Source organism: Cohaesibacter sp. ES.047 (assembly GCF_900215505.1).
In the GTDB taxonomy this organism is placed as follows: domain Bacteria; phylum Pseudomonadota; class Alphaproteobacteria; order Rhizobiales; family Cohaesibacteraceae; genus Cohaesibacter.
This window is the reverse complement of the sequence record NZ_LT907844.1, coordinates 3,987,266-4,012,745: the sequence shown is the minus strand read 5'-3', so window position 1 is coordinate 4,012,745 and position 25,480 is coordinate 3,987,266. Positions and strand designations below refer to the sequence as shown.

The 25,480-nt window shown below is 54.4% G+C and carries 25 protein-coding genes; 8 read left to right on the top strand and 17 right to left on the bottom strand.

Annotated features, from left to right (window positions below; all coding sequences use genetic code 11):
* From CPH65_RS18275 to CPH65_RS18260, 4 genes are all read left to right on the top strand, one after another.
* A complete protein-coding gene (locus tag CPH65_RS18275) occupies positions 1–432 on the top strand; it encodes an HIT family protein (protein ID WP_096175179.1) in 432 nt (143 codons plus the stop codon).
* Between the two features lie 79 nt (positions 433–511).
* Complete coding sequence (locus CPH65_RS18270; protein ID WP_096175178.1) at positions 512–1,513, top strand: uroporphyrinogen decarboxylase family protein; 1,002 nt, start codon at positions 512–514, stop codon at positions 1,511–1,513.
* Between the two features lie 29 nt (positions 1,514–1,542).
* Entirely contained in the window at positions 1,543–1,929 is a 387-nt protein-coding gene (locus tag CPH65_RS18265) for a Rid family detoxifying hydrolase (RefSeq protein ID WP_096175177.1), read from the top strand.
* Complete coding sequence (locus tag CPH65_RS18260) at positions 1,929–3,038, top strand: PLP-dependent cysteine synthase family protein (RefSeq protein ID WP_096175176.1); 1,110 nt, start codon at positions 1,929–1,931, stop codon at positions 3,036–3,038. Before CPH65_RS18265 ends, CPH65_RS18260 begins: the two co-directional genes overlap by 1 nt.
* Positions 3,039–3,349: 311 nt before the next feature.
* Here the strand turns inward: CPH65_RS18260 and CPH65_RS18255 are convergent, their stop codons facing one another.
* From CPH65_RS18255 to CPH65_RS18225, 7 genes are all read right to left on the bottom strand, one after another.
* Positions 3,350–3,709: a PRC-barrel domain-containing protein gene (locus CPH65_RS18255; RefSeq protein ID WP_244574447.1), complete on the bottom strand. Its 360-nt coding sequence runs from the start codon at positions 3,707–3,709 to the stop codon at positions 3,350–3,352.
* A 145-nt stretch (positions 3,710–3,854) separates the two neighbouring features.
* On the bottom strand, positions 3,855–4,832 hold the full coding sequence (locus CPH65_RS18250) for a YihY/virulence factor BrkB family protein (RefSeq protein WP_096175174.1): 978 nt from the start codon (positions 4,830–4,832) through the stop codon (positions 3,855–3,857).
* A 113-nt stretch (positions 4,833–4,945) separates the two neighbouring features.
* The gene (locus CPH65_RS18245; RefSeq protein ID WP_157747784.1) at positions 4,946–5,848 is read right to left on the bottom strand and encodes an aldose 1-epimerase; all 903 of its coding nucleotides are present in this window, start codon (positions 5,846–5,848) and stop codon (positions 4,946–4,948) included.
* A 95-nt stretch (positions 5,849–5,943) separates the two neighbouring features.
* Positions 5,944–6,942: an ABC transporter permease gene (locus CPH65_RS18240; protein ID WP_096175172.1), complete on the bottom strand. Its 999-nt coding sequence runs from the start codon at positions 6,940–6,942 to the stop codon at positions 5,944–5,946.
* Positions 6,943–6,957: 15 nt separating this feature from the next.
* Positions 6,958–8,442, bottom strand: a complete 1,485-nt coding sequence (locus CPH65_RS18235) for a sugar ABC transporter ATP-binding protein (RefSeq protein WP_244574446.1) — start codon at positions 8,440–8,442, stop codon at positions 6,958–6,960.
* A 197-nt stretch (positions 8,443–8,639) separates the two neighbouring features.
* Entirely contained in the window at positions 8,640–9,614 is a 975-nt protein-coding gene (locus CPH65_RS18230) for a substrate-binding domain-containing protein (protein ID WP_096175170.1), read from the bottom strand.
* Between the two features lie 32 nt (positions 9,615–9,646).
* On the bottom strand, positions 9,647–13,057 hold the full coding sequence (locus CPH65_RS18225) for a DUF5107 domain-containing protein (RefSeq protein ID WP_096175169.1): 3,411 nt from the start codon (positions 13,055–13,057) through the stop codon (positions 9,647–9,649).
* A 300-nt stretch (positions 13,058–13,357) separates the two neighbouring features.
* Between CPH65_RS18225 and CPH65_RS18220 the strand changes: the two genes are divergently transcribed.
* The 3 genes from CPH65_RS18220 (at position 13,358) to CPH65_RS18210 (ending at position 15,962) form a co-directional block, all read left to right on the top strand.
* On the top strand, positions 13,358–14,263 hold the full coding sequence (locus CPH65_RS18220; protein ID WP_096175168.1) for an AraC family transcriptional regulator: 906 nt from the start codon (positions 13,358–13,360) through the stop codon (positions 14,261–14,263).
* A 196-nt stretch (positions 14,264–14,459) separates the two neighbouring features.
* Positions 14,460–15,368 carry a sulfotransferase gene (locus CPH65_RS18215; protein WP_157747783.1) on the top strand — a complete coding sequence of 303 codons (909 nt, stop codon included), beginning with the start codon at positions 14,460–14,462 and terminating at the stop codon, positions 15,366–15,368.
* Positions 15,369–15,545: 177 nt separating this feature from the next.
* Positions 15,546–15,962: a universal stress protein gene (locus CPH65_RS18210; RefSeq protein ID WP_096175166.1), complete on the top strand. Its 417-nt coding sequence runs from the start codon at positions 15,546–15,548 to the stop codon at positions 15,960–15,962.
* A 146-nt stretch (positions 15,963–16,108) separates the two neighbouring features.
* Here the strand turns inward: CPH65_RS18210 and CPH65_RS18205 are convergent, their stop codons facing one another.
* Genes CPH65_RS18205 through CPH65_RS23995 form a run of 3 tightly spaced genes read right to left on the bottom strand, consistent with a single transcriptional unit; the run spans position 16,109 to position 17,113 of the window.
* Complete coding sequence (locus CPH65_RS18205) at positions 16,109–16,495, bottom strand: DUF302 domain-containing protein (RefSeq protein WP_096175165.1); 387 nt, start codon at positions 16,493–16,495, stop codon at positions 16,109–16,111.
* A complete protein-coding gene (gene cueR, locus CPH65_RS18200; RefSeq protein WP_096175164.1) occupies positions 16,479–16,940 on the bottom strand; it encodes a Cu(I)-responsive transcriptional regulator in 462 nt (153 codons plus the stop codon). Before cueR ends, CPH65_RS18205 begins: the two co-directional genes overlap by 17 nt.
* Positions 16,937–17,113 (bottom strand): hypothetical protein, encoded by a 177-nt coding sequence (locus CPH65_RS23995; RefSeq protein WP_157747782.1) that lies wholly within the window; start codon positions 17,111–17,113, stop codon positions 16,937–16,939. The genes cueR and CPH65_RS23995 overlap by 4 nt, the downstream gene beginning before the upstream one ends.
* A 235-nt stretch (positions 17,114–17,348) precedes the next feature.
* Here CPH65_RS23995 and CPH65_RS24150 point away from each other — a divergent pair, with 235 nt between their 5' ends.
* Positions 17,349–17,525, top strand: a complete 177-nt coding sequence (locus tag CPH65_RS24150) for a hypothetical protein (protein ID WP_172891547.1) — start codon at positions 17,349–17,351, stop codon at positions 17,523–17,525.
* Between the two features lie 42 nt (positions 17,526–17,567).
* Here CPH65_RS24150 and CPH65_RS18195 read toward each other — a convergent pair whose 3' ends face one another.
* The 7 genes from CPH65_RS18195 to CPH65_RS18165 all read right to left on the bottom strand — a co-directional run bounded on the left by CPH65_RS18195 (position 17,568) and on the right by CPH65_RS18165 (position 25,449).
* The gene (locus CPH65_RS18195) at positions 17,568–18,638 is read right to left on the bottom strand and encodes an ABC transporter ATP-binding protein (protein ID WP_096175163.1); all 1,071 of its coding nucleotides are present in this window, start codon (positions 18,636–18,638) and stop codon (positions 17,568–17,570) included.
* On the bottom strand, positions 18,631–19,629 hold the full coding sequence (locus CPH65_RS18190; protein WP_096175162.1) for a levansucrase: 999 nt from the start codon (positions 19,627–19,629) through the stop codon (positions 18,631–18,633). The genes CPH65_RS18195 and CPH65_RS18190 overlap by 8 nt, the downstream gene beginning before the upstream one ends.
* Before the next feature lie 7 nt (positions 19,630–19,636).
* A complete protein-coding gene (locus CPH65_RS18185; protein WP_096175161.1) occupies positions 19,637–20,518 on the bottom strand; it encodes a carbohydrate ABC transporter permease in 882 nt (293 codons plus the stop codon).
* Positions 20,518–21,588, bottom strand: a complete 1,071-nt coding sequence (locus tag CPH65_RS18180; protein WP_096176501.1) for a carbohydrate ABC transporter permease — start codon at positions 21,586–21,588, stop codon at positions 20,518–20,520. The genes CPH65_RS18185 and CPH65_RS18180 overlap by 1 nt, the downstream gene beginning before the upstream one ends.
* A gap of 170 nt (positions 21,589–21,758) precedes the next feature.
* A complete protein-coding gene (locus tag CPH65_RS18175; protein ID WP_096175160.1) occupies positions 21,759–23,018 on the bottom strand; it encodes a sugar ABC transporter substrate-binding protein in 1,260 nt (419 codons plus the stop codon).
* Positions 23,015–24,097 carry a LacI family DNA-binding transcriptional regulator gene (locus CPH65_RS18170; RefSeq protein WP_096176500.1) on the bottom strand — a complete coding sequence of 361 codons (1,083 nt, stop codon included), beginning with the start codon at positions 24,095–24,097 and terminating at the stop codon, positions 23,015–23,017. The genes CPH65_RS18175 and CPH65_RS18170 overlap by 4 nt, the downstream gene beginning before the upstream one ends.
* A gap of 365 nt (positions 24,098–24,462) precedes the next feature.
* Entirely contained in the window at positions 24,463–25,449 is a 987-nt protein-coding gene (locus CPH65_RS18165; RefSeq protein WP_096176499.1) for an NAD(P)H-binding protein, read from the bottom strand.
* Positions 25,450–25,480 lie beyond the last annotated feature (31 nt).

Genomic DNA, 25,480 nt, shown 5'->3' with positions numbered 1-25,480 from the left:
ATGACTGATGGAACATTCTCTCTGCATGAACGCCTAATCAAGGCAACGCGGCCTCTGTTGCAAACGGAGCTTAGCGATATCCTGATGATGGAAGAGCGCAGAATTCCCTGGCTTCTCCTTGTGCCAAGAAGAGAAGGGGTTGAGGAGTTCCATCATTTGTCCGCTGACGATCGCCAGATTTTCATTGAAGAAATCGCGGCGATCACCAGCGGGCTTGAAAAGGAATTCAACCCGGTCCGGATCAACGTTGGCGATCTGGGCAATATCGTCGGCCAGATGCATCTGCATCTGGTTGCACGCCAGACCGATGATCCTTTTTGGCCCAAGGTGGTCTGGAGCCGAGAACGTGAGCCTTTCAGAAATGATGAGGAAGCCGAAAGCATGCGCCAGCGCTTGATGCGTGCTTGCGGTTCATTTCTGCCGCCGGGCTGACGCTCCTCTCACTTTCTAAAACAACAATTCAAGCAATGCATAACTGCCCAATAGCGGCAGAACAGGAAGATATTGTCCGATGGCATACTCATCCCTCATCAAAGAAGTCTTCGGAAAACGTGCCGAAAAAGGTCCGCTGTTTTCGTTTTGGACGCATTTCCCCCAATGTGACATGGATCCGGCGGCGCTGGCAGAAGCCTCGATAGAGAACCAGAAGAAATTTGACTTGGACTTCGTAAAGGCAGCCCCCAACGGCATGTACACCATCGAAGATTATGGCGTTGATGTCGATTTCTCAGAGGTTCCAAAAGGTGGAATTGCCAAACTTGTAGATACGCCATTCAAAACGGCTTCTGACTGGAAAAACTTGCAGGAAATCGAACCGGACACCGGCGCTTTGGCTCGTGAAGTCCAGTCGATTAAAATCATGCGGCAGAACATGCCGGATGTGCCTATCTTTTTCTCTTCTTTCAGTCCGATGACGACCGCTTCCAAACTGAGCAACAACCGGATTCGCGAACAGCTGAAAGATCGTGAAAATGCCCCTCTCATCCATGAGGCACTTTCTCGCATAGCTTCGACAACCCAAAAGACAATTGCCGCGGCCATTGAAGCCGGCGCAACAGGCGTGTTCTTTGCGCATCAGGACACATCGCGCGAGTTGTTCAGCTATGACGATTTCAGCGAGTTTGTGGCTCCTTACGACCATGAAGCTCTGCTTGGAGCTGCGCATGCTCCCTTCAACATTCTGCATATTCACGGCTCATCGATCCGCTTCAACGAACTGCTTGATTACAATGTGCAGGCCTTCAACTGGCATGCATGGGAAACCCTTCCAAGCACAAGTGCCGGGCTTATGAGGTCTGGCCGCTGTGTTCTGAGCGGCATTGATCGCCGTTCTATCACCAATAACGATCTTGATGCCCTGAAACACCAAGTCAAAGCCTCGATTGAATCCGCACAAGGGTTTGGTGACCTGATCCTCACGCCCAGCTGCATTGTTCGTGCCGGTTTCAACGAAGAAACGGTACGCCAGCTCAGCGATTATGTTCATTCATACCGGATTGGCGTCGCAGCTTGAGCGATTTAGATTTAAGGAAAGGATGTGCCATGAAAGCCATCAGTACAAATAAAGCACCAAGTGCAATCGGTCCCTATTCTCAAGCGGTTTCTGCTTCGGGGCTCCTGTTCGTCTCCGGCCAGTTGCCGATTAACCCCGAAAGCGGGGCTATCGAAGCGACCGATGTGGTTGGCCAGCTTCACCAAAGCATGAAGAATATTGCCGCGATTGCGCAAGAAGCCGGAACCTCGCTCAAGAACACCGTCAAGACGACGATCCTGATGCAGGATCTCTCGGAATTCGCCGCGGTCAACGATGCTTATGGGTCTTATCTCAATGAACCTTATCCCGCTCGTGCCGCCTATGCGGTTGCTGCCCTGCCAAAGGGTGCGCTTATCGAGATTGAAGCGGTGATTGCCCTTGAAGGAGATGAATGATGCAACAGGTGCTTCAAGTGGCGGAAGCCAATCCCCAATACAGTCTTTGTCAGCATAACACCCATCAGGCTTGGGCGAGTGCAGCCCTTGATAAGCTGGAACGCGAGAAACAGCGCGCCGTTGATACGCATTTGATCATGCTGGATTTGCCCGGTTTTGAAGAGACGCCGATCTATTTCAAGGACGAGAGCACGCATCCTACGGGAAGTCTGAAACATCGGTTGGCTCAGTCCCTGTTTGCAAACGCAATCTGCCATGGTTATGTCGGCCCCAAAACAACGGTTATCGAAGCTTCTTCGGGGTCAACGGCTGTCAGTGAAGCCTATTTTGCTCAGCTCCTCGGGCTCCCGTTCATCGCGGTCATGCAGAAGGATACCTCACCGACAAAGATCAATTCGATCAAGCACTATGGTGGGAAATGTCATCTGGTAGAGCGCGGCGATCAGGTCTATGCCGAATCTGAACGCTTGGCAAAGGAAACCAATGGTCACTATATGGACCAGTTCACCAATGCAGCGGTGGCAACAGACTGGCGCAGTGACAAGTGCATTGCCGGTAGCATCCTGAGCCAGATGGAACGTGAGCCAAATCCGGTCCCTGCATGGATCGTTATGGCTGCTGGTACCGGTGGGAACTCTGCCACCATTGGCCGCTATCTGCGGTACCACAAACTCGCCACGAAACTCTGTGTGCCCGATGTCGAAAATTCGGTCTTCATGGACGCTTGGACAACGGGTGACAACAGCATCACATGTGACCTCGGTTCGCGCATCGAGGGCATTGGCCGCCCACGCGTGGAGCCTGCCTTCAAGCCCGATGTGGTCGACGCGATGATCAAGGTTCCAGATGCCGCGTCTGTCGCCGTGATGCTCAAGCTGTCTGAATTGCTGGGGCGTCCTGTCGGGCCTTCAAGCGGAACAAACTTCTATGGGGCATTGATCATTGCCAAAAAGATGCAGGAAGACGGCGAAAAAGGCCCGATTGTCTCTGTGATTTGTGACGGCGGCTATCGCTATCTGGATACCTATCACAATCGCGAATGGCGCTTGCAGAAAAACTTGGAGAGCCCGCGCTTTGTTGCGGAAGTAGAAGACTTGCTGCATCGATAGAAACCCAATACTGAGCCAAATTCCGATTTTGGTCAGGGATTTGTGAGGCTTTTCGGGTTGGTTCAGTTGAGTCGCATTCATCGCTTGGATTCAAGTTTCCAAGCGATGAATGCGGCATTTTTTCTCGGGGGCTCTGGTCTTGAGACGTCCAATTCCACTGCGTTTCGCCAGATCAACTGGCTCTTGCCAGAGCACCCTTCTCTCATCTGTATCAAACAGACCAACTCCGGCCTTCCGTGCCGGGGGATCACGAAAAGCCAGAGCTTACTTGTGCGGCCAGAGCCTAATTGTGCGGTATGGAGCAGGATGAACTAGATCATCCAATAGGGTGGAATGCCGTAATATCCATAGACGTTACGCCCCAATTCTGGTGTCCATGCGGAGTCTGATTCCGGATATTTCGGTGCGCCTTCAATGTCTTGGCGCGAAACATCCAAGCGATAGGCGTCCAGTTTCTCGTCATACTCGAGCTTCTCCCAAGGCAATGGATATTGGTCACCACCCAAGCCAAATACGTCACCGAATTTCACCACGGCATAAGCGACCCGTCCCGTCTGCTTTTCCAGCATGAGCTTGTCGATGTGGCCGATCTCAACGTTTTCCTTGTCATAGACATAGGTGCCTTCGACCCTATCGCTACCAATAAGATTGTGATTTTCAGAGTGTGCCATTGTGTCCTCCTTTGCGAACAGGCTCATTGTGCCCGTTGTAAGGGAAACGAATTCTTCAGGGATTGAGTTCCAAACTTTTTTGTATCATGGGTGTCCTATTGCCACCCGGCAGCCGCAGAATAATCGGCAAAACCGGTCTCAGGCACTATTCCCCCAGCGTGTCAGCGACAAAGGCCCCCCGTTCGCCCATGGGCTTTTCGGGTGGCTTGGTGGTGTCCATGGCGGTCTGATGCTCGGCTTCGGCGTTCAGCTTTCCACCCATGACCACAACGATCACTGAAATCCAGAGCCATGTAAGAAAGCCTATGGGAGCGCCCAGCGAGCCGTAGCTCGCGCCATAGTTGGCGAAATTGGACATGTACCACGAGAAGACCACAGACGTTGCGATAACGGCAATCGCGGCAAAACCGGCTCCCGGTGTGACCCAGCGCCATTTTGCGCCTGCCCTGTTCGGTCCCCAACGATAGATGGCGGACAGGCCCAACACGATGCCGATAGCAAACACCAGATAGCTGACGATGCGAACGAGCCATTCAAGCCCGGAACCAAGCTGCACGAACGAGACGATTGCCGGCAAGAGCACAACGGTCGCCAACGCGAAGAACGCCAACAGCGCTCCACCCAGCGTAAACATAAAGGCGAGGCCTGTCAGGGTAAAGAAATTCCGTTTTTCTTTCTCGCCATAAACAACGTTCATCGCTTCAAACATACCCTTCGCTCCCAGACTTGCACTCCACAGAGAAATCAGTAGGGCAATGATGAACGCCCTGTTCAGTTCACTGTCATTCTGAGCGGAGATTCGGACGAGTTGCGCTCGGATAAGGTCAAGGGTCTCTGCCGGCACCAAGCCTTGCAACAGAGCGATCTGATCCGGAATCGATTGCGGGTCTGATACAAGACCGTAGATGGACACGAAGAGGCTTAATCCCGGCACCATCGCAAGCAGGACGTAAAGGGTTACACCTGCTGAGATCAGCATCACCCGATTTTCCGCGAAGCTGGTGACTGTGCGCCTGAAGATATAAAACCAGCCTTTAAAAGGGATTTTGCGTACATGGCGCGCCTGTCTTCCGATCCCGGACTCAGTTGCTCCATGCTCGTTTTGTTCTGTCTGGTTTGCCATCTGTTTCTCTGCCTATAAAAACTCACTAAATATAATGGTGAACCGTTGAACGGGCAGATTGTTCCAATTTACTGATTGGCTGGGGCCTGTTTCTGATGACAGCGCTTCGCACGTCAGAGTGAAGTGGGACGGGGCGTCAGTGTCATGGTTCCGGACAGGGTTCCGCCGGGTGCCAGACGTTGCAGTCCCCCTCCACCGGCTTGATTGTGTGCATCAATGGCGTGTGACATCGGCTCAAAGCAGAAAAAGGTCCCGGCATTCTGCGGATCCCGTTCATGGTCTGGTCGATAGAGAACATATCGCTCAATTTCCCGACTCGTATCAATCTGAAGGGCGATCCCCTGCTCCGGCCATGTGATCTCTGCCCTGTTGTCCCAGCCTTCAAAGCCATTGTTGATCCAACGGTCAGGGATCGCGCCGGGCTGGTTGAAATCGAGATCAACGGGCAATTTTTCAAGCTTAGTGGGCAGATGATGCTCATTTTCCTGCCAGTAGGCCGTTGCACTCGCCTTGAGATGCGTATCGGGTGTCAGGGTAAAGAAGGGATGCCAGCCGATCCCGAACGGCAAGGCAACCGCACCTGTGTTCATCACAGACAGTCCGAGGATGAGGCTATCGTCTCTGATCCTGATGTTCTGTCTGGCGCAATAGGCATAGGGCGAGCGATCTTTACCGTCAAATTCGAAGTCAAGGGTGGCGCCACTTCCGCTTCTCTGGCTGATCGTCCAGTCCGACAACCAGCCATCTCCGTGCAGATAAAGCGGATCGCTGTCCGTGTTGGAGTGAAGGGAATAGTCTTTGCCTTCGAAGGAAAAGCGATTTTCGCGGATGCGATTGCCAAAGGGCACCAGCGGGAAGCAGCCTGATTGTGCCGCTTTGTCTCTTTCACGATCGCCACGCGCATTGAGGATCGGGATTGTGTTCTGTCGATGCTCGTAGTCGAATGACCAGATGGCGCCGCCTCTAGTAGAGATGACAGCGGAACAGGCTCCGTCCTTGAGCTTTAGACAAGACATCCCGACTGTCTCCGGTTTGATGAAAGAGATATAACACAAGCACATGAAGGAGACGCATGGCCTCCTTCATGTCTTTATCGCTTTACTGGATCGCTTTACTGGCGGTTCTGCTGGAATTCAGCGAAGACCACCGCAAGGATCAGCAAGGAGCCCTTGGCAAGCAGCTGATAGAAGGTCGGGACAGAGGTCAGGATCATGCCATTGTTCAGGATCCCGATCACGGCCACCCCGAGCAACGCACCGATGACACTGCCCTTGCCTCCCTGCATGGCACAGCCACCAAGGAAGGCAGCCGTGATGGCCTCAAGTTCCAACCCTTGCGAGCCGGAAATCGGCTGGCCAGACCCGGTGCGGGCTGCCAGCAGGATGCCGCCAATCCCCGCCACAGCGCCACTCATGACGAACGTGCCGATGCTGTAGCGATTGAGGTTGATCCCGGCGAAGCGGGCAACGATCGGGTTGCCGCCAATGGCATAGAAATTCCGGCCGATGATGGACTTGGACAGGAAGATGTGGAACACCACCGCCGTCATGATCAGCACCCAGATTGGCATTGGGATGCCAAGAAACCGGCCAATACCGATTGTCCGGAAGGTGTCGTTGAAGATCGAAATCGACTGCCCGTCGGAAATGATGAAGGCAACCCCGCGGAAGATCGCCATGGTGCCGAGGGTCACAATGATGTGGTTGACGCGGCCATAGGTGATGATGACACCGTTGAAGAGGCCTGCGAGCCCGCCGACAACAATGCCGAACACGATCCCCAAAAAGGCAGAACCCGTGATCTGGATCGCCGAAGCGACAGCAACCGTGGTCAGACCAACAATCGAGCCAACGGAGATATCCATGCGTCCAGAAATCACCACCGTGGTCTGAGAAATAGCCAGAACCCCGAGGATGGCGATGCCCATGCCCATGTTCAGAATGTTGCGCATGGAGAAGAAGACATCCCCGCGCAGGGAGCCGAACAGGACGAGGAGTGCCAGAAGGGCCAGGATCAGACTGACGTTGTGGACCCCGATGCGGCCGACTGTCGCTTCGTAGAAGGATTGGCGCGCATTTGCGCTGTTTGTGTTGAGCGTTTCTTCAGTCATTTTTCTGTTTCCCGTTCAGGCGACCATGGATGCTGATGGCATCGCGTGACGCAGAATTTCTTCTTCATTGACGGCCTCACCAGTCAGTTCGGCGGTGATGCGGCCCTCAGCCATGACCAGCACGCGGTCGGCAAGACCGATCAACTCCGGCATTTCCGAGGAGATCAGCATGATGGCGATGCCGCTCGCGGCCAGATCATCAATGAGTTTGTAGATTTCCGATTTGGCACCAACATCAATGCCGCGTGTCGGTTCATCAAGAATGAGCAGTTTGGGCGAGCGGGCCAGCCAGCGGGCAAGAACCACCTTCTGCTGATTGCCACCCGAAAGGTCAGCCACTTCCGTATCGAGGCTGGGGGCCTTGATCTTCATCGCACGGGCCGCCTCACCCACCAGCGACTTGGCTGCATTCCGGTCGAAAAAGCCGAAATTGGACACCAGATCGGGAATGACGATGGAGGCATTGTCCAGAATGGAGCGCATCAACAAAAGCGCCTCATGCTTGCGGTCTTCCGGTGCAAAACCGACCCCGGCGAGAATGGCGGCAGCCGTGTTCTGCTGCGGCAGGGTCTTGCCCTCCATGGACACACTGCCACTGGAAATGCGGTCATAGCCGAAAATCGCCTTGGCAAGCTCAGAGCGCCCTGCCCCCATCAAGCCTCCAAGTCCGACAACTTCGCCGGCCTTGATATGCATGGAAATGTCCGAGATAGCATCAGACGACAGGTTTTCGACCTTGAGGATCGTGCGGTCCTGCGTGCTGGGCGTGCGCTTGAACAGGGTGTTCAGCTCGCGTCCAACCATTTTCTGGGCAATGGTTTCTGTCGTCTCTTCACTGGTTTCCGTCACAGACACGATGCGACCATCGCGTAGAACTGCGACCCTGTCGGATAGATCAATCACTTCATTGAGGCGGTGAGAAATGTAGATGACCGCTTTGCCTTCGCTTCGAAGATCGCGGATGATCCGGAACAGGCGCCGTGCCTCGTCATCGGTCAGAGAGGACGTTGGTTCATCAAAAGCGATAAGCTGGCCGCCTGCGCGAATTGCGCGCATGATTTCAATCATCTGGCGCTGGGCAGGCCCCAACTTCTCGCACAATTGGTCGGGATCGAGCTCATCGCCCATGCCGAATTCCTGCAACAGCGCCGCAGTGTCCTTGCGAAGGCGGGAGCGATCAAGAAAGTTGCCAGCTATGCGCGGGAAATCTCCGATATAGACATTTTCGGCGACGCTCATTGTGGGAACGATTTCCGGCTCCTGATGAATGACGCGAATGCCCATGGAATGGGCTTCCCTGCTCTGGGAGAATTTAACCGGCGCGCCATCGAAGAGAACAGACCCGGTATCGGGCGGAAAGACGCCCTCCAGAATGCGCATCAGGGTTGATTTTCCCGCGCCATTCTCGCCAACCAGTGCAAGCACTTCTCCCGGTGTGAAATCGACTTGAACATCAGCCAAGGCCTGAACCACGCCAAAGCGTTTGGAGATGTTGGTCATTCCGAATATTTTTTGCATTTCGCCTCCTATCCAGATGCGAAGACCAGGTTGCTCGTCCTTGTGGCATGTAGAACTGCGCAGCGCGGCCGTGACATTTGTCTCTTGGCAATCCGCTGTTCTCAAAATCGAGGCGCATTGCCAAATGTCATCGTAAATCCTGAGACGGCCCCGCAGCGATGCGGAGCCGTCATGGCAGGTTAGTTACAAAGACGCTCCTTGTAGTCAGCGAAATTGCTCATGTTGACCAGTTCCGGAGACGAGTAGGTATTCTCTGGCAGCTCCTTGCCATCCTTGATGGCTCCGAGCAGGAGATTGACTGCAACCTTGCCCTGATTTTCAGGATTGAACCACATGGTTCCCTTGAAGGCAGACTCGCGATCATTGCCGAAAGCATCACAGGCGCGGCTGCCATCAATGCCGACACCAATGCCGTTTTCAGGCGCATAGCCGGAGTTTTCCATGGCGCGGGCAGCACCCAGAACGCCATCGTCGTTGCAGGAGTAGAAAATCCAGTTGGTGATCTGGGGATTGGCCGTCAGGGTCGTGGTCATGACGTCAATGGAATTGACCATGGTGTTGTCATAGGCAACGCGAGCAATGTCTTCGCGTTTGAACTCGGGATTGGCTTCGAGGAAGGCATCCTCGGCGCCCTTGTTGCGCAGCATGCAAGTGTCTGCCTTGCGGTCTTCGATGGAAGCGATTTTGACAGTGCTCGCGTCCCAGCCAGAGGCCTTGTAAAGGTTGGACAATTCGTCACCAACGGCAAGACCGATGTTGTAGGAATCAAGGCCAACGAAAGGAACCTTGGTGCCATCTTCATGGTAGATGTCATCATCGACGGCTACGAGTTTGACGCCGGCTTCCTTGGCACGGGCAGCGATAACCGGTCCGATACCGCGATCAGGCACAACAATCGCGATGCCCTTGACGCCGTCACCGATCATCGTGTCGACAGCCGTGATCGCCATGTCGGCGTTGAACTGTACATCCTGAGAGACCAGCGATGCGCCAGCGGCTTCAGCGGCTTTCTTTGCACCTACGACCTCTGCCACAAACCATGGATGATCACCCATTTTATTGATGTAGCCGATTTTGATATCGTCAGCATTTGCGACGTTGGCCAAGCTGCAAAGCGCAACTGCAGACCCTAGTAGTTTGGTGTATTTTCCCATTGTATCTCCTCCACAATGACTGGTTTCTTTCTTTAGACTGACGCAGAAGGTCGAATGTTCTGCGCCCCTTCAACTTCTTGATAAAGCTCGGTAGCAAGGGCGTGGTTGGGATCCCCTTCCAATGCCTTGTCGAGCCAGCTTGACGCCACTTCCTTCTGTCCACGCGCAAGAGCGACCTGAGCCAGCATCACATAGGCGGAAATATTCTGCCTGAGCTGGATGTCGTCTTCGAAAATCAACATCGTGGGAAGAGAGGTAGCAAAATAGTCGATGCTTGCCTTGCTCTCAAGCAAGTTTTGGGCAAATGCCTCCAATGCGTCACAGATGCTTTCTGCTTCCAACAATCTGTCCAATTCCCGCATCGACAAAATCGAATAGTAGGTTTTCTCCGAGAAAGCGCGTACCTCCATGCTCTGGAAGTCGCCCTTGAAGTTTGCTGCACTCTCCCAATGCTGGCTCGCAGCCTCATGGTCGCCTGCCTCGGCGTAAGCCATGCCTGCCCAATAGTGCGCATCGGACTGGTTGGCGAGCAAATGCCTTGCTTCGCCGAGGTTTTCCGGGCTGGTCATGGAGGCTTCGAAGGCTTCGAAGGCGGTCGTGGCATCACCGGCTCGGAGCGCGGACTGACCCTTGAGCAACCAGGCACGTGTGAATTGGTCTAGCACCATCCCCTCGCCGCCTTCCCAAGGCTGGAAGTTGCGGTTCTCGATGATTGTCAGTGCCCTGTCCGGCTGTGCGGTCTGGTTGAGCAACGCTGCATATTCGATGGTCAGAGCGTCGCGCTGTCCGACCAGTGCAAGATTGGCTTCGATTTCAACCAACCGCGCCTGAGGCGTTTCGCCGATCCGTTTCCAAAGCTGATCCCGCTCGTAGAGAAGGCACGCGTCGTGCGGGTTGGCAGCGAAGGCCTTGTCAAAAGCGTCGAGCGCCGCTTGGGTGTCATTGCGGATATTGTGATAGGCGATACCGAGGTTGCGCCAAGGAATGGAAAACGCTGGCTGAAGCGCAACGGATTGTTCCCAAAGCGCAATGGCTTCTTCATAGCGCTTTTTGTCGTAGAAGAGATTGCCCAGATAATAGGGCGCCATGGGATCATCCGGCGCTGCCTTGATGGCATCGGACAGAATGGCGATTTCTTCCAGCCGACACGGGAAGCAATAGTCGCTGCAGGCGTTTTGGGCCAGTTGGCGCTGTTTGGCGGCTTCCTCGGCCTGCCCGATGCGGTCGGCGAAATAGGCCGCGTAGTAATGCGCCATAGGTTGGGCACCGGCAGAAGGCGCGGTCATGAAGCGGCTGGTCAACTCGAAGGCCCGCGTGAAATGTCCCATGCGGGCATAATCGAGCGACAGATCAAGAAGGATCTGAGGATCCAAGCTGAGGGATTGGCCCATGGCATCACGGGCCAGATAATCGAGGGGATCAAGCGCCAGCGTGCTGCGGAAGATCGCGTCTGCCTCGTCGCTGCACCCAAGGGAGCGAAGGCAGAAAGCCTTGAAATTGCGCGCCCTGAGATTATCAGAGCCATGCAGCAGAACGATCTCGACGCGCGTCAGTGCCTCCGTCCAGTCGCCGCGCCGTGCATCAATCTCGGCCATCTCCATGTGGCTTTGTGCAATGAAGGCAATGTTCCAGCTTGCCTTGCCAAAGGCATCATAGGCAGATTCCTCAAGGCCCAGATAGCGCAATGTCAGGCCAAGATTGTAGAAGGCTTCCCCATCGATCGGATTGGGATTGAGCGTCCGCAGGCGTTTGAGTGTTTTCCGAAAATAGGTTTCAGCCGTTTCGAATTCGCCGCGGCGGAAGTGCCAAAGCCCCATGGCATTGTTGCAGCGGCTTTCCATCGGATCGCGTTTCAACGCCTCGCGCCAATAGGCTTCGGGCGCACGGGTCGCGTGGCGATACTGGCTTAGGTGCAATCCCGTAAGATAGAGCTCTTCGACACTGACGACGGCCTCAGGAGCAGCTGGTTCGCTGGCTGATTCAGTGGGATCGTCATCCCGCTCAGCGAACCGTCCCCACTGTAGAAGTGGCATCCCGGCCTCGTCGAGAACAACAAGTTCCAGATCCTCGCGGGCAACATCAGTCTTCAAGGTGGTGTCTAGGAACACCGCCGCTGTCGGGTCTGCATCTGTGCTCCAGGTCGCGACCGTCTCGCCTTTTGCCTTCAGTTGCACCAACAGGTTCGAAAGGGCGACCACGGCATGAAGTCCGATCTGAACTTTGCGACCGTCGAGCGCAACGCTGATCGCCATTTCCGACGACGCCTGATCGGCGGGGCCAATATCGCGAATGCCATACCAGTGCTGAACAAAAACCTTTGTCTCGCCCGGCGCGATGAAGGCAAAATCCGGCTGGTTGTCAGTGTAGACACCGGCCATCAACTCGATATAGGGCCGGTAAATTCCGTTGTCGTCCGGGTCGGTGAGATTGCGATCCCACGCATAACCGAATTCGTGATTGCCCCATGTCCATTGCTTCTTGCCCGGCGAGATATGGCGGTCAGCCACATGCACCAAGCCCGCCTTTGTTGCATGATCATATCCACCAAAGAACGAAGCGGTTGTATCGACGCACATATAGGAGGTGGGGACAGGAATGTTGGCATACCAACGCATGTCGTTCGGCGCATAATCGCCTTCAGGTACGAACTGCCGAGGCGCCTCCGATTGGGGCACCCCGGTTTTTGCACGCTCACCATAATTCACGCCATAATAATGTCCGTCGCAATGGGGGAAGGAAATCATTGCCCGTTTGGCATGATCGGCAACGTGATTGACGTCACCCGGGAAAAAGCTCTGATAATGCTCGTGTACTTCAGTCGCGGCGTTTGCCCACCACATTATGGTCTGTGTGAGCGAGGTCCGGTTGTAAAGGCGGACCAGAACGTCGAAGCGGGCCACGTCCGGTTTGAGCTGAATGCCGTGCATGCCTTTCATGCGGTTCATCGGCTCATGTTCACTGAGCCAAACTGTGCGGCTGCCGTCGTCGCCTTCCTCAATGGTCCAGTCTGTGGGCATATAGGTACTTGGCCGGTGGTGCTGTGGCCAGTTGAACTCGATGCCGCCGGATACCCATGGACCAGCAAGTCCCACAAGGGCGGGCTTGATCACCTGATTGCGGTAGATGATGTCGTAACCATTCACCTTGTCGATTGCAGCATAAATGCGCCCGCCGATTTCCGGCAGAACGATCACCCGGAGATAGTCATTCTCTATGAAGAGTGCCGTCCATTCATGATCGACCGGATCGCTTTCGACGCGGTCAATGAAAGGAAGCGGATAAACGCGCCCTGACGAGCCCTGAAACACCCGTTTCTCGAGGAACATCGGATTGCGCTCGGCCTCGGCTGGCTCGTATGTCGGCAGAACCAGTGTCTGGACCCATGCTTTTACCGGTCCCGTTTCCGCAGCCGGTGCTGGGGCAAGATGAGAATAGTCTGTCATTGCTGCTTTTGTCTCGACAGCCGTTTATCCTCAAGGCTGGAGACATCCTCCACCTTTACTGTTGCTCGAAAAGATGCGGATTTGAATGGCATATTTCCTGAACCCTATGGATTATATTCTGATCTATTGCGGAAGTCGGCCAATCATCCTTCGAACCTGTCTGTTTGATATGCTCAAATTTGCGAGCGATACGTTGATGCTCAGCTTCTTGCTATGGATTATTGTCCGGTTTATACTTCTGTATAAGAGGACGTTTTCGCGAATGAAAAAAACAGCGGGAAAGTCCAGAAAGGACAAGGGATGGATCGGCTTTTATTGCATGGACAACCGCAGATCCGTGACGGCTTCCCCGGTCAGCGTTCAGCGGTTCTGCCCAGATCCGTTGTATCATCCTGGCTTGCCGGCGATCCGCTGTTGGACATGGTTCCAAGCGATGTGGGGTATTACCCTTCAGCAGAGTCACACTTTGTGGACAGGCCAAAAGGATCAGCCCAGTTGATCCTCATCTATTGCTTTGCTGGTGAGGGTTGGGCGCAGATTGCGGGCAACGACTTTCGGATTGAATCGGGACAGGTGCTGGTGGTGCCACCCAATGCGCCTCACATGTATGGGGCACACCAATATGATCCCTGGACTATCTACTGGATTCATCTGGCTGGAAGGAAGACCAAAACCCTCTTGCGCCTTCTGGAGTTGGGAGAAACGGGCGCCACGCTCTACCCTGGTCACGACCCTGCCCTGCCGTCGCTGTTCGAGCGCATCTGGCATCTATTGAACAGAGACTATTCCGAAGAAAGCCTTCAGTCGGCTTCCACAGCGTGCCATCAATTGGCGGCCCATCTCATTGCCATGCGGCATCGTTTGCAGGATGGGGAAGATGGCCATAGCACACGGATCAAGGATGTCATAGAAGTCATGCATCAGGCACTTGATCGCAAATTGTCGCTCGAAGAGCTCGCGCAGACTGCGAACATGTCCAAGTCGCATTTTGCCTTTGTCTTCAAGAAACGAACCGGCTTTGCGCCGCTTGACTATTTCATGCGACTAAAAATGCAGCGCGCCTGTTTTCTTCTCGACACGACCAACATGCCAGTCAAGGCCATCGCTTCGGTGCTCGCCTTTGAGGATTCGCTCTATTTCTCTCGGCGTTTCAGGCACATCCACAATTGCTCACCTGTTCAATATAGAGCCATTCAAAAAGGCTGATTCCCGCCTGTATGGTATGAAGTTTCAGGGGGACTCTGATCTGCTTTTTTGCCGACAGGTTCGGCGCCGGGTAATGCTGCTTGTTGCTGTTGGGGGTGTTCAGAATAGCCCTTCTTTTTGTCATTCGTTATGCAAAATATGGTACGCAGTTTTGGATTGTTTGTACGACCGTGGATTGATATAGAACTACGATGCAGTGCTAGGTGATGGGCTTGTTAAGGCAAATCAGGCTCATGCATGGTTTATTTTTCTATGCGGCACCAAATCTCCGGTAACGGCCAACCCAACAGGCTCTGAAATCATGCGAAGCATTAGCAACACTGCCGAGTTATCAGGTAACTTCACGCCAATCTTTGTCTCCGGTAGTCCGAGAAGTGGCACGACCGTTTGCCATGGGATGCTGTGTACATCGCCGAATGTAAATGACTATATCGCCGAATGTTCCTATTTGACCGGAATGCTCGATAATATAGAGGCCGCCGTAAACAACCCGGTTCACACGGAGGGCCTTTTTGGATCCATTGATGGGTTCTCTGACTTGGCGCGCGAGCAGATCTCATCCTTTGTATTCAATGTCTGGCTCAACTTGGGATCACCACAATTCCTGGCATTTAAAGATCCGATGATGCTTGGCACCTTCAAATGGATCCATGAATTCATACCGCGGGCCAAGCTGGTTGTAACTGTCAGAGATCCCTTCGAGACGATCGCTTCCTATTTGTCTGTCGACAAAAAACTCGGTGTTGAGATAACCGATGAGTTTGTTGCTCATCGTTCGACCGAATATGCCAACAGGTTGCTGTTTACCAAGGAACTGGTGTCAACCAAGCCAGATCAAACGGTTCTGATCCATTACGATGACTTTTTTACCGGTGCATACAAGTCTAAATTCAAGGAAATTTCCGACGACATAGAGGTCGATGAAAGCCGTCTTTGGGAAAGCCAGTATGTTCCTGAGATGCCGCAAACTGCTTGGGTTACAGAGAACCATCGTAAAAAGCTTTCTGCTGTGAAACGATCACAGCCTGATCTGACATCGAACCAACGATCCATTGTCGAAGACATTGCCTCGGCGATCTATGCCGAATTTATGGGCGACATCTGATTGAATAGCGCAGATTTCTGCCTTGGTCTCATGGATAAGTGTGCTTGAATTCGTCCACTGACGGCTCCGTAGTGGATCAGAAATTTTTGCCTAAATACATTGAACCATTTCGGTTTTTTCGCATTTCTGTTAATATGAATTCTAGCAGACATCCTTTGGAAACGTGAGGTAGAGACAATGTTCAAAACGATCATGGTTCCGGTGGATTTGCGTCATGTAGCCAAATTGGACAAGGCGTTGACCATCGCTGCCGACATGGCAAAAAAAGACGAAGCAGACGTGATCTATGTGGGAATAACCGGACCGGAACCGGGCGCACTGGGGCACACTCCAAAAGAGTATGGCGACAAGCTGGACGCTTTTGCGGCTTCTCAAACCAAGGCGCATGGCATCAAGGCGACGACGCACATGATCGTCGCCAATGATCCCAGCATCGATATCGACAAGAAGCTGCTTGAAGCCGCAAAAGAGATTTCGGCAGATCTGGTCGTCATGGCGACCCATGTCCCCAACTTCTCGGATGCGATCTGGCCCTCTCATGGAGGACATCTCGCCAGCCACACGGATGCATCGATCTTTCTCGTGCGCGGCTAATACCTATTCAACGAGAAGCGGATGCGCAACACACAGTACATGGCTTGCATGAAAGCCAGAGTGTTGCGCATCAAATGAACAAAGGTCGCTCCTGTTTCGTTGCTCACTCGAATTTCATGCGATGTGGGGAATGGATGTGTTCTGGCCTAAATTTTGGCCACAACGTCGCTCAAAAGCTGCTGCACTTCGGTTGCAACTTCGATCAGGGCCGGATTGTCGACGGCGCTCATGGATGCGATCGGGTCTACCGCATTGACTTCCGTTCCGTTTTCCAACTCTCTCAAGATGACATTGCAGGGCAACATCACGCCGATCTTCGGCTCGGCCATCATGGCTTTATGAGCCAGGGCCGGATTGCAGGCGCCAAGAATCTTGTAGGGAGCGACGTCTTCATCGATCTTCTTTTTCAAGGTTGCCTTGACGTCGATTTCCGTCAGAACGCCAAAGCCCTTTGCAGAAAGAGCTTCACGGGTGCGGGCTTCCGCTTCCTCGATTTTAACTCCTTCAAGCATGCGATCAATCGTGTAGCTCATGTTCTTTCTCCCTTTCGCAACACCCTGTTTGAGTGGTGTTTCGGTTTGACCAATCTTCAGTGTCGCTGGAAAGACCGTCAAGAATGGGGCAGTCGGGCATGTTGTCACCATGACAGTGCGCGACCAGTTCGGACAAGGTCGATTTGAGTGATTGAAGCTCGGCTATTTTCTGGTCGATCTGGGAAATCTTGGCTTGAGCAATCACTTTGACGTCAGCGCTGGCGCGGTGCTCATCGTCGTAGAGCGACAACAGCACACGGCATTCATCAATGCTGAAGCCCAGACTGCGGGATCGCTTGAGGAAAATCAGTCGATGGATATCCTGATCCGAGTAGGTCCGATAGCCGTTCTCCGCCCGGACTGGCGATACAAGATCGATCTCCTCGTAATAGCGGATCGTCTTGGCGGGCAATTCCGTTTTGTGTGCAACCTGCCCGATATTCATTTCATCTCTCGATCGATGTGTGAGGCATACATGGCTTTGAGCCTTTTGATTTCCTGATCCGAAAAACCAAGGGACTCGGCCTTGGCCAGCAGAGCTGGCAAGGTCTCCTTCGTCTTTAATTCCTTGAGCTCTTTTGTACCCAGATCAAGCCCGGGCTGATCCAAATCGGCCATGCCAACCTCTCTTGTTTCCTCCTTAAGATAAAGGTTGCCATAGCAGGAAGGTCAAGGTGCAAAGCTGATAACTTTTGTCTCAAGCCGGAATGAGCCACCCGGCACGCGAAGCACGAGGATCAGGCCAAACGCTCTCTAGAGGTCACTGGCGCAGGCATAATCTGCATCTCTGTGTCGCGGTTGTTGGGGGCTGTTTGGTGGCATTTTTAAGGGCAAATTGAAAGGATCAAAAAAGATGCACGGAAATGGGATGGGGTTTGGCATGGGATTCGGCTTCGGCTTCGGCGGAATCGTCATGTGGCTTGTTCTTATCATCGGCATTCTGGTGATTGCCGCGCTGATCAAGTATCAGCTGAAGTCGCTTTGTTTTTCCCATAAGCGTTTGCGCCTCAGCAAGGTTTGGGCTTGCTGAGGCGGGTCTTGTTAACGGAGCTTGACGCTTGCTGGTTACCGCTCACTCGTCGGCGGTAAACAGATGAGCCTGCTCTGGATCGAAGATCAGGTCGAGGGGCTCACCGGGATTGACAATCAGGTCTTCGTCAAAAGATGCGATGACCTTGCCGCCGCTTTTAAGGGCTATATCGACCACGGTTTCGGTGCCAAGTCTTTCAGACAGGGTGACTGTTCCGTGCAACATGCCCGAGCCAGCCGGGGCCATTTTGAGATATTGCGGCCGGACACCGAGCACGGCCTTGTCGCCTTTCGAGAATGACCGCCCTTTCGTCTTGACCTTGGTCTGCTCAAGGGCCTCGTTGCTGACCGTTGCGTGCTCATCGCTCAGATCCGTGATGTCTACATCGAGGAAGTTCATGGATGGGGCGCCAAGGAAGCCGGCAACGAACTTGTTGGCAGGCTCGTGGTAAAGCTCCATCGGCTTACCCACCTGCATCACCTTGCCATCCTTGAGAACGACAATCTTGTCAGCAAGGGTCATGGCCTCGACCTGATCATGGGTCACATAGATCATGGTCGTTTTCAGCTGATTGTGCAGTTGGCCGATTTCCATACGCATGTCCATGCGAAGGGCAGCGTCGAGGTTGGACAGCGGTTCATCGAACAGGAAGACCGCAGGTTTGCGCGTGATCGCTCGACCAATGGCCACCCTCTGGCGTTGGCCACCGGACAGCTGGCTCGGTTTGCGGTCGAGCAGATCTTCCATTTGAAGTATACGGGCAGCTTCCTGCACCTTGGCCTCTTTTTCTTCCTTGGAAGCGCCGGAGATCGTCAGGCCGAAGGCCATATTCTCACGCACGGTCATGTGCGGGAAGATGGCATAGCTCTGGAAGACCATCGCAATGCCGCGTTCCTTTGGCTGGATGTCGTTGACGACTTTGCCGCCAATTTCCAGCGTGCCGTCTGTGATGTCCTCAAGGCCTGCAATCATGCGCAGCAAGGTGGATTTGCCACAGCCTGACGGGCCAACAAAGACAACGAACTCGCCGTCTTCGATGGTGATGTCGACACCCTTGATGACGTGCGCCTTGCCAAAGTTCTTGCGCACTTGTTTGAGAATGACGTCACCCATTGCGTCCCCCTTCCCCGCTGCTATCAGCGACATGCAGATACCCATGATCGTCGACTTCGACCGGCTCGGGATCTCGCACCTTACCGACGAAATTCTCTTTGCCGTTGTCGTCAAAGCCCATGATGACCAGCCCGGCTTCGGTCTTCAGAATCCGGCCTGCATACCGGCGGCAGGGCAAGGCGCCATCCAGAAAGCCCGGCGCGATCGTCCATGGGCCGCGCGGGTCATCGGCGATGAGATAGTGATTGCCAGTCACTGGCGGGACGCCGGCTTCCGCGATCCGCTGTTTGGACCAATGTTCGGCGGCGGTGCAAAAGAGGCAGTACCATTTATCGCCAACCTTGAAGACTTGTGGCACCTCAAGCTGCCCGAACCCACCGACGAACACGGGCGGCTGAAGGGACCAGTTCATCAGGTCTGACGATGTTGCAAAGCCGATAGCGCCGGCCGCATTGGCCTCTTCGATACCGGGCGCTCTGGCGGTGAAGAACATCAACCAGCCATTGCCGTCCGGATCAGCCATGACCCAGGGGTCACGCATGGCACGATCGTGCCAGTGGCCGACCGCGTGGTCGGCTTCATAGTGCACGGCATTGGGGCCGGTGAGGTCAAGGCATAGCCCATCCCCTACCCGCTGCCAATTGTGCATGTCGTCAGAGACGGCGTGGCCGATCCTTTGATACATGGCACCGTCGCCCTTGGACGCACCGGTATAGAAAAGATGCCATGTCCCGTCCGGGCCCTGAAGCACGGATCCTGTCCAAGTGGTCTTGTCATCAAAGGCCGGGCCTTCAGATGGCTTCAGGCATGTCCCCAGATGGGTCCAGTTGATCAGGTCGGTGCTGGTGGCATGACCCTGACTGACGTTCCAGTGCCTGAGATCAGGATCCCCCAAAGACTTGTCTGCCTTGAGAAAATATCCATGCCAGCGCTCGCCGTCATGGGCGTACCAGCTGTCCCAGATCCATTGGTTTTCGAGTTCAATTGTCATTGTATTTTCAACCTTTAACCCCAGTGGAAGCGATGGAGGCGATGAATGCCCGTTGCATGATCAGGTAGAAAAGCAGGACGGGGATGGAAATGAGGGTGAGGTAGGCCATCAATTCTCCCCATGCAACATCAAGCTGGAAGAAATACCCCAGACCCACCATGATGGGGCGGTGTGATTCGTCCTGCACCACGATCAGCGGCCAGAGATATTGTTCATTGTACATCTTGAGCGATTTGAGGATGGCGGCAGTCGCCAGCACCGGGCCAGAAAGCGGCATCACGACGCGGCGGTAGATCTGCAACCAACTGGCGCCTTCGGCTCTGGCCGCTTCGATGAGTTCGCGCGGCAGATCCTTGAAATACTGCACGAAAAGGAACACCGTCAGGGCGTCAACAACCCATGGAATGATTTGGACCCGATAGGTATTCAGCCAGCCCCATTCCATGCCTTCAAGCCCCAACCACGGCAAGCGAGAAACCAGCAGCAGGAGCGGCACAGCAATCGTTTCAAATGGAATGATCAATGTCGCCAGAATGACCGAAAGCAGAATGTTTCGACCGGTCCACTCGAGGAAAACGAAGGAGAAGGCCGCAATCGAACAGATGGCAATCGAAAGGACGACGGTTGTGATGGTGACAAACACCGAGTTGAGCATGAAGCGTCCAATGGGCGCTCTTTCAAAGGCGGCGAAGTAATTCTCCAAACTCACATCCCCAACGGGCAGGAAGGCTCTGAATGAGCTTGTGTCCGACAGCAATTGGGCATCCGGTTTGAGGGATGACACCATCATGAAGATGAGCGGAAAGAGAAAGATTGCCGCAACCAGCGCCAGAACAAGATAGCGCGAGAGAAGCCGGAAGCCTTCGTTTTGGGGTGATACCTGTGCCATTAGCGTTTCTCCCGTGTCAGGTAACGCTGGATCAGCGAAATCAGCAGGACGATGAAGAAGAGGATGACCGAAATGGTCGAGCCGCCGGAGATGTCCTGTTTGCCATAGCCGCGTTCAACCGCCTGGAAGACAAGCGTCTGGGTGGAATCGAGCGGTCCGCCGTTGGTCATGACATCGATCTGGGCAAACAGCGCGAAGGATTGCATGGTGATAACAATCAGCACCAGCACGGCGGTGTTTCTCAGCCCCGGCCACGTCACATAGCGGAAGGTCTGCCAGCTTGAGGAGCCTTCGATGGCGGCAACCTCGTAAAGCGTTGCGGGGATCGTCTGAAGCCCTGAAAGCCAGATCACCATATGAAAGCCCATGGCCTGCCATGCGGACATGACGATGATCGAGCCAAGCGCCGTATCCGAGTTGCCCAGCCAGTCGACCGGTTCAAATGCTCCAAAAGTCAAGGCAGCAAGGATATTGTTGAGCAATCCATCCTGTCCGTCATAGATGAAGCGCCAAAGAAGCGAGATGACGACGATGGAGATCACGACGGGCGTGAAATAGATGGCTCGGAAAGCGTTGATGCCCCTCAGCTTCTGATTGATCAGCAAGGCCAGTCCTAAAGCCCCTCCCCCTTGCAGCGGGACGATGATCAAGGCGAACAACAATGTGTTCGTCAGGGCTTTCATGAAGACAACATCCTTGGCCACCACGACCGTTGCATTGTCGCCGCTTTGCCATCGGAACCATTCGCGCATGCCTTTATACTGCGGAAAATCCGCATTGCGCGTGATGGTGCGGACCCTTGGATAGGCGATTTCGCCATCACTGTCTCTGACGACAGCACCAGCGTCGTCGCGCTCTGGCTCAAGTGTAATGACAGATACGCCCAACAGATTCTCATAGTTCGACAATCCAACAAATTCAGTCGGATTGGGTGAGATCAGCCGCTGGTTGGTCAGCGAAAACCAGAAGGCGAAAAAGAAGGGCAGAATGATGAACATGAACAGCAGGATGAAACCTGGCAGGGCAAAGGCCCATCCGGCTCCATTCGAGCGGGTAAGCTTCGAAGCCATCATAGTCTCCGGTTCAGCTGGATAGAGGCCGAGGTTTGCCAATTTCGCTTTGGCAGACCTTGGCAGTTCAAAGCCCACCTTGAATTGGCAAGGTGCGCCGCGATAATGCCCCGTAGCTAATCAGGGACGAAAGGCAGGGCCCGCCGATCTGTGGCGGGCCCGAAACCGGATCAATGGCCGTAGCCGTTGTTTTTCTCGATGTCGGCATTGATTTCATCAACCGCTGCATCGAGCGTATCGGGAACATCCGCACCGTTCGCCAAATCAGCTATGGCTTTGGTGAAGACCTTGGACTGAACCACATAGCCCGGAGTGACCGGACGCACCTTTGCTTGTTCGGAAGACAGGTCATAGAAGACCGCCAGAGGACCACCCTTTTTGTAGTTCTTGGTCATCTCGGCCGCGGACGCGGTGGATGGAATGAGGCCGATACCATCGGAGAAGGCTGCCATATATTTGTCCTGAATGGCAAATTCGATAAAGGCAGACGCCCCATCTGGATGCTCGGACGTTTCCGCAACGCCAAACTGCCACGAGCCTGCGCCGATCGCTGAGCCCTCACCAAAATCTGGGGCCGGTAGGAAGACGACATCATCCACTTCAGCCATGGTTGCCACTGCGCGCCAGTTGCCATTCCACTGGAAGGCAAAGCTGCCATCAATGAAGCCGGTTTGCTGATCTGCGGGGCTTTCAGATGTTCCCGGGGCGTAGCCTTCGGTAAACAGCATCTGCCACCATTCGCCGAATTCGAGGGCTGCATCGCCGTTGAGAGCGCCTTCTGCGGTCTGATAGGTGGAACGATCAATGATGTCGCCACCAAAGCTCTGCAGGAAGGGCGAGAAGGCATAAGGGTACCATTCTCCCTGATCATTCATGCCCAGATCGAGAGCATAGTCATATTTGCCCGAGTCCTTGGCTTTCTTCAGAGCTTCGTTGAACTCTTCCTTGCTCCATGGCTTTTCGAGGGTCGGAGTGCGCAGGCCCAGCTCTTCCAATGTGGACTTGCGGGCATAAAGTGCAACCGCGGCATCCCAAAGGCCGATGGAGTAGAGCTTGCCATCCCACATGCCCTTTGTGCCGGGCAGGAAGTCGGTGATTTTGCTTTCATCGATCTGCAGAGGCTGCATGTAACCGGACCATGCCCAGTTCGGCATGACAGGGCCGTCAACATCGATGATGTCCGGCAGGTTGCCAGCAAGGGCGGCCGCGACGACGGAATCGTTGTAGCTGGTCTGCGGGAAGCTTTCGATGGTGACTTTCCAGTCGTCCTGACTTGCGTTGAAATCATCGACGATCTGGTTGATGATCTTGCTTTCCACATCGTTGCCTGCGCCGTGATACCACATGGTCAGGTCTGTCTGGGCAAAAGCCGCACCGGACATCAGGGTCGAAGCGCAGAGTGTGGCCAAGAGTGTCTTGGTGAGTTTCATTGGTTATTCCTCCCTTTTGGATTTAATACACTTACAGAGTTCAAAGCAGTGATCGACGAGCGCCAGCAAACCGGACCTTCTACCAGTCTCGGTTTTTCCGGCTTATGGTCACTGTCCGAAATCAGTTTCAGCAAATGTTTTGCGGCGATCTGCCCCATTGAGAGATAGGGCAGCTCGACTGTGGTGAGCGGCGGGAAAAGTGTGTCGGCGATCACCTGGTAATTGTCATAACCGGCAACGGAGATTTCTTCCGGCACCTTGATCCCGCGAGAGCGCAGCAGGCCATACAGCCGCAACGCCATTTCGTCATTGCCACAGCAAATGACAGTGGGTGGTTCCTTGAGTGACAGGAGACGCTCCAGCGCCCGCATCAGGATCTGGCTCTCCTTCTCCTGACCTTCCTCGTAGCCCATGGTCACCAATTCGTCGGCATAGGGAATATCCGCTTCGGCCAATGCTTCCCGATAGCCGCGATAGCGCAAACCGGTAGCAACGAGGGTCCGGTCGAGCGTTAAATAACCGATGCGTCGGTGGCCGCTCTGAATGAGTTTGGATATCAGGTCCTTCTGTCCTTTTCTGTCGTCCGGCAGGATGGACGCGTGCCCTTCACTGTCGAAGCAATTGGCCAGAACAATCGGGAAATCATCAGGGACTTGCGGCAGCGTCACTTGCTTGTGGTGATCGGCCACATAGATGATGCCCTCGACCCGGTGTTGCAGGAAGGTCCGTATCAGGTGCGGGACGCGCTCTGATACGCCATCTGTATCGGCAATCATCAGGGTCTTGCCGCTGGCGCCCATGATCTGCTGGATGCCTTGAACGATGAAGAGATCGGGAAGACCTTGCGGCTCGGTCGGCTCGATGCCGTGGGAAATGGCGCCGGTGATTAGACCGACCAGTCCAGACTTGTTGGAGCGCATCATACGGGCTGCATTGGAGGGAACGTAGCCAAGTTCCAGCATGGCTGTTTCAACCGCATCTTTGGTCTGCTTCTTGACGGGGGCATCCCCGTTAAGCACCCGTGAGACTGTCTTGGGCGAGACCCCTGCCAGCTTTGCCACATCATAAATTGTCGTCACGGAGCCCTCACCTAATTCGCTTTGTGACCCGGTCATTTACTTATGACATCGGTGTCAGACATCGATGTCATAACTGGCACTTCATAAATTGTCAAGGATCGGCGGCCATCCCGAAGCTGCGACTTTCGTGTCAGAAACCGGCGGGAATTCGACTAATTATCTGAAAATAGGAGGATTTCAAATTTATGCACGTTGTGCGGATTCTTCCCCAGCCGTATGAGGTCTGGCGGCAGAGGGGCTGCTTTCGGCATGGGTAGAACAAAGTGGGGATTCGCGATGGCTCGCTTTGATGGGCCAAAGGAAGCGCCGACCTGTAAAGGCCCATCCGTGACGGGCCCCTCATCTTCGTTTCGGTACTGACGTTATTAGCCGAACGGGCGGGACTTTAGCCATTCGCTGACTTCGGCAATGGTTGTTTCGGAATCGCGCATTTCGACGCCCAGACTGTCGCGGCGCGTGAAGTCAAAGCGGGTCGGCTCTTCGGGGTCTCCTTCGAATGGTGCGGGCAGAACCGATGCCGGGATGTGCTTGGCCAGTTCGCTGTAAAGCTCCCTCCAGGGCAAGCTGTCATAGACAGCAAAGAAGCGCCCGGCGGCCCCTGTCTCATAGGCGTTGAGAAAGAGCTTTGCGACATCCCCCACATGGGCAAGGGACATGGAGCCTTTGGGCACGCGCTCGTGGTTGGCCTTGCCCTCCAGGATCGGGCGGGCCAGAAACCCCTGATGCTCTCTAATATGCTGAGGCAGGATCACCTGACCGAGCATCATGGTGGGCAGGAAGATCGCAAGGCGCATGTTGTGGCGAACGCAAAAATCACGCGCCGCTGTTTCCATGACGATCTTTTCCGCCGAGGTGAATTTCTTCTCGGCCATCTGGAATTCGGCATCTGAGATGGCGTTGGTCTCTGTTTTCACCGCAACGCCTTCGGGCGGGTTGGTTGACGAGGTCGAAGAGCAGAGCATAACATGCTTGACCCCTGCCCGCTTCGTCGCTTCCAGAACATTGAGACAGCCATCTCGGACCGGTGCGACGATTTCCTGATAGCCCCTTTCGCGGTCGAGCTCACGCGCGGGTGTGCCGTCTGAAGCGAAATAGATGGGCGGGAAGCATGCAATGAAGATGGCGTCGGCTCCTTCGAGTGCCGGGCCAAAACTGTTGCTATCTCTCGCATCGGCCGAGAAGAGCTTGAGGCGCTCTGCAGCTCCCGGAAGGGCCATCAACCATTTGGTCTTTTCGGTGTCTTGGGCATCGCGCATGGTACCGTTGACCTTGTAGCCGCGTTCCAGTGCTTCTCTAATGATGTTAGAGCCAACGAGGCCGGAAGCCCCTGCGACTGTCACGGTGGTTGTCATGGCGATGTCTCCAAATGATTGATCGGTTGGC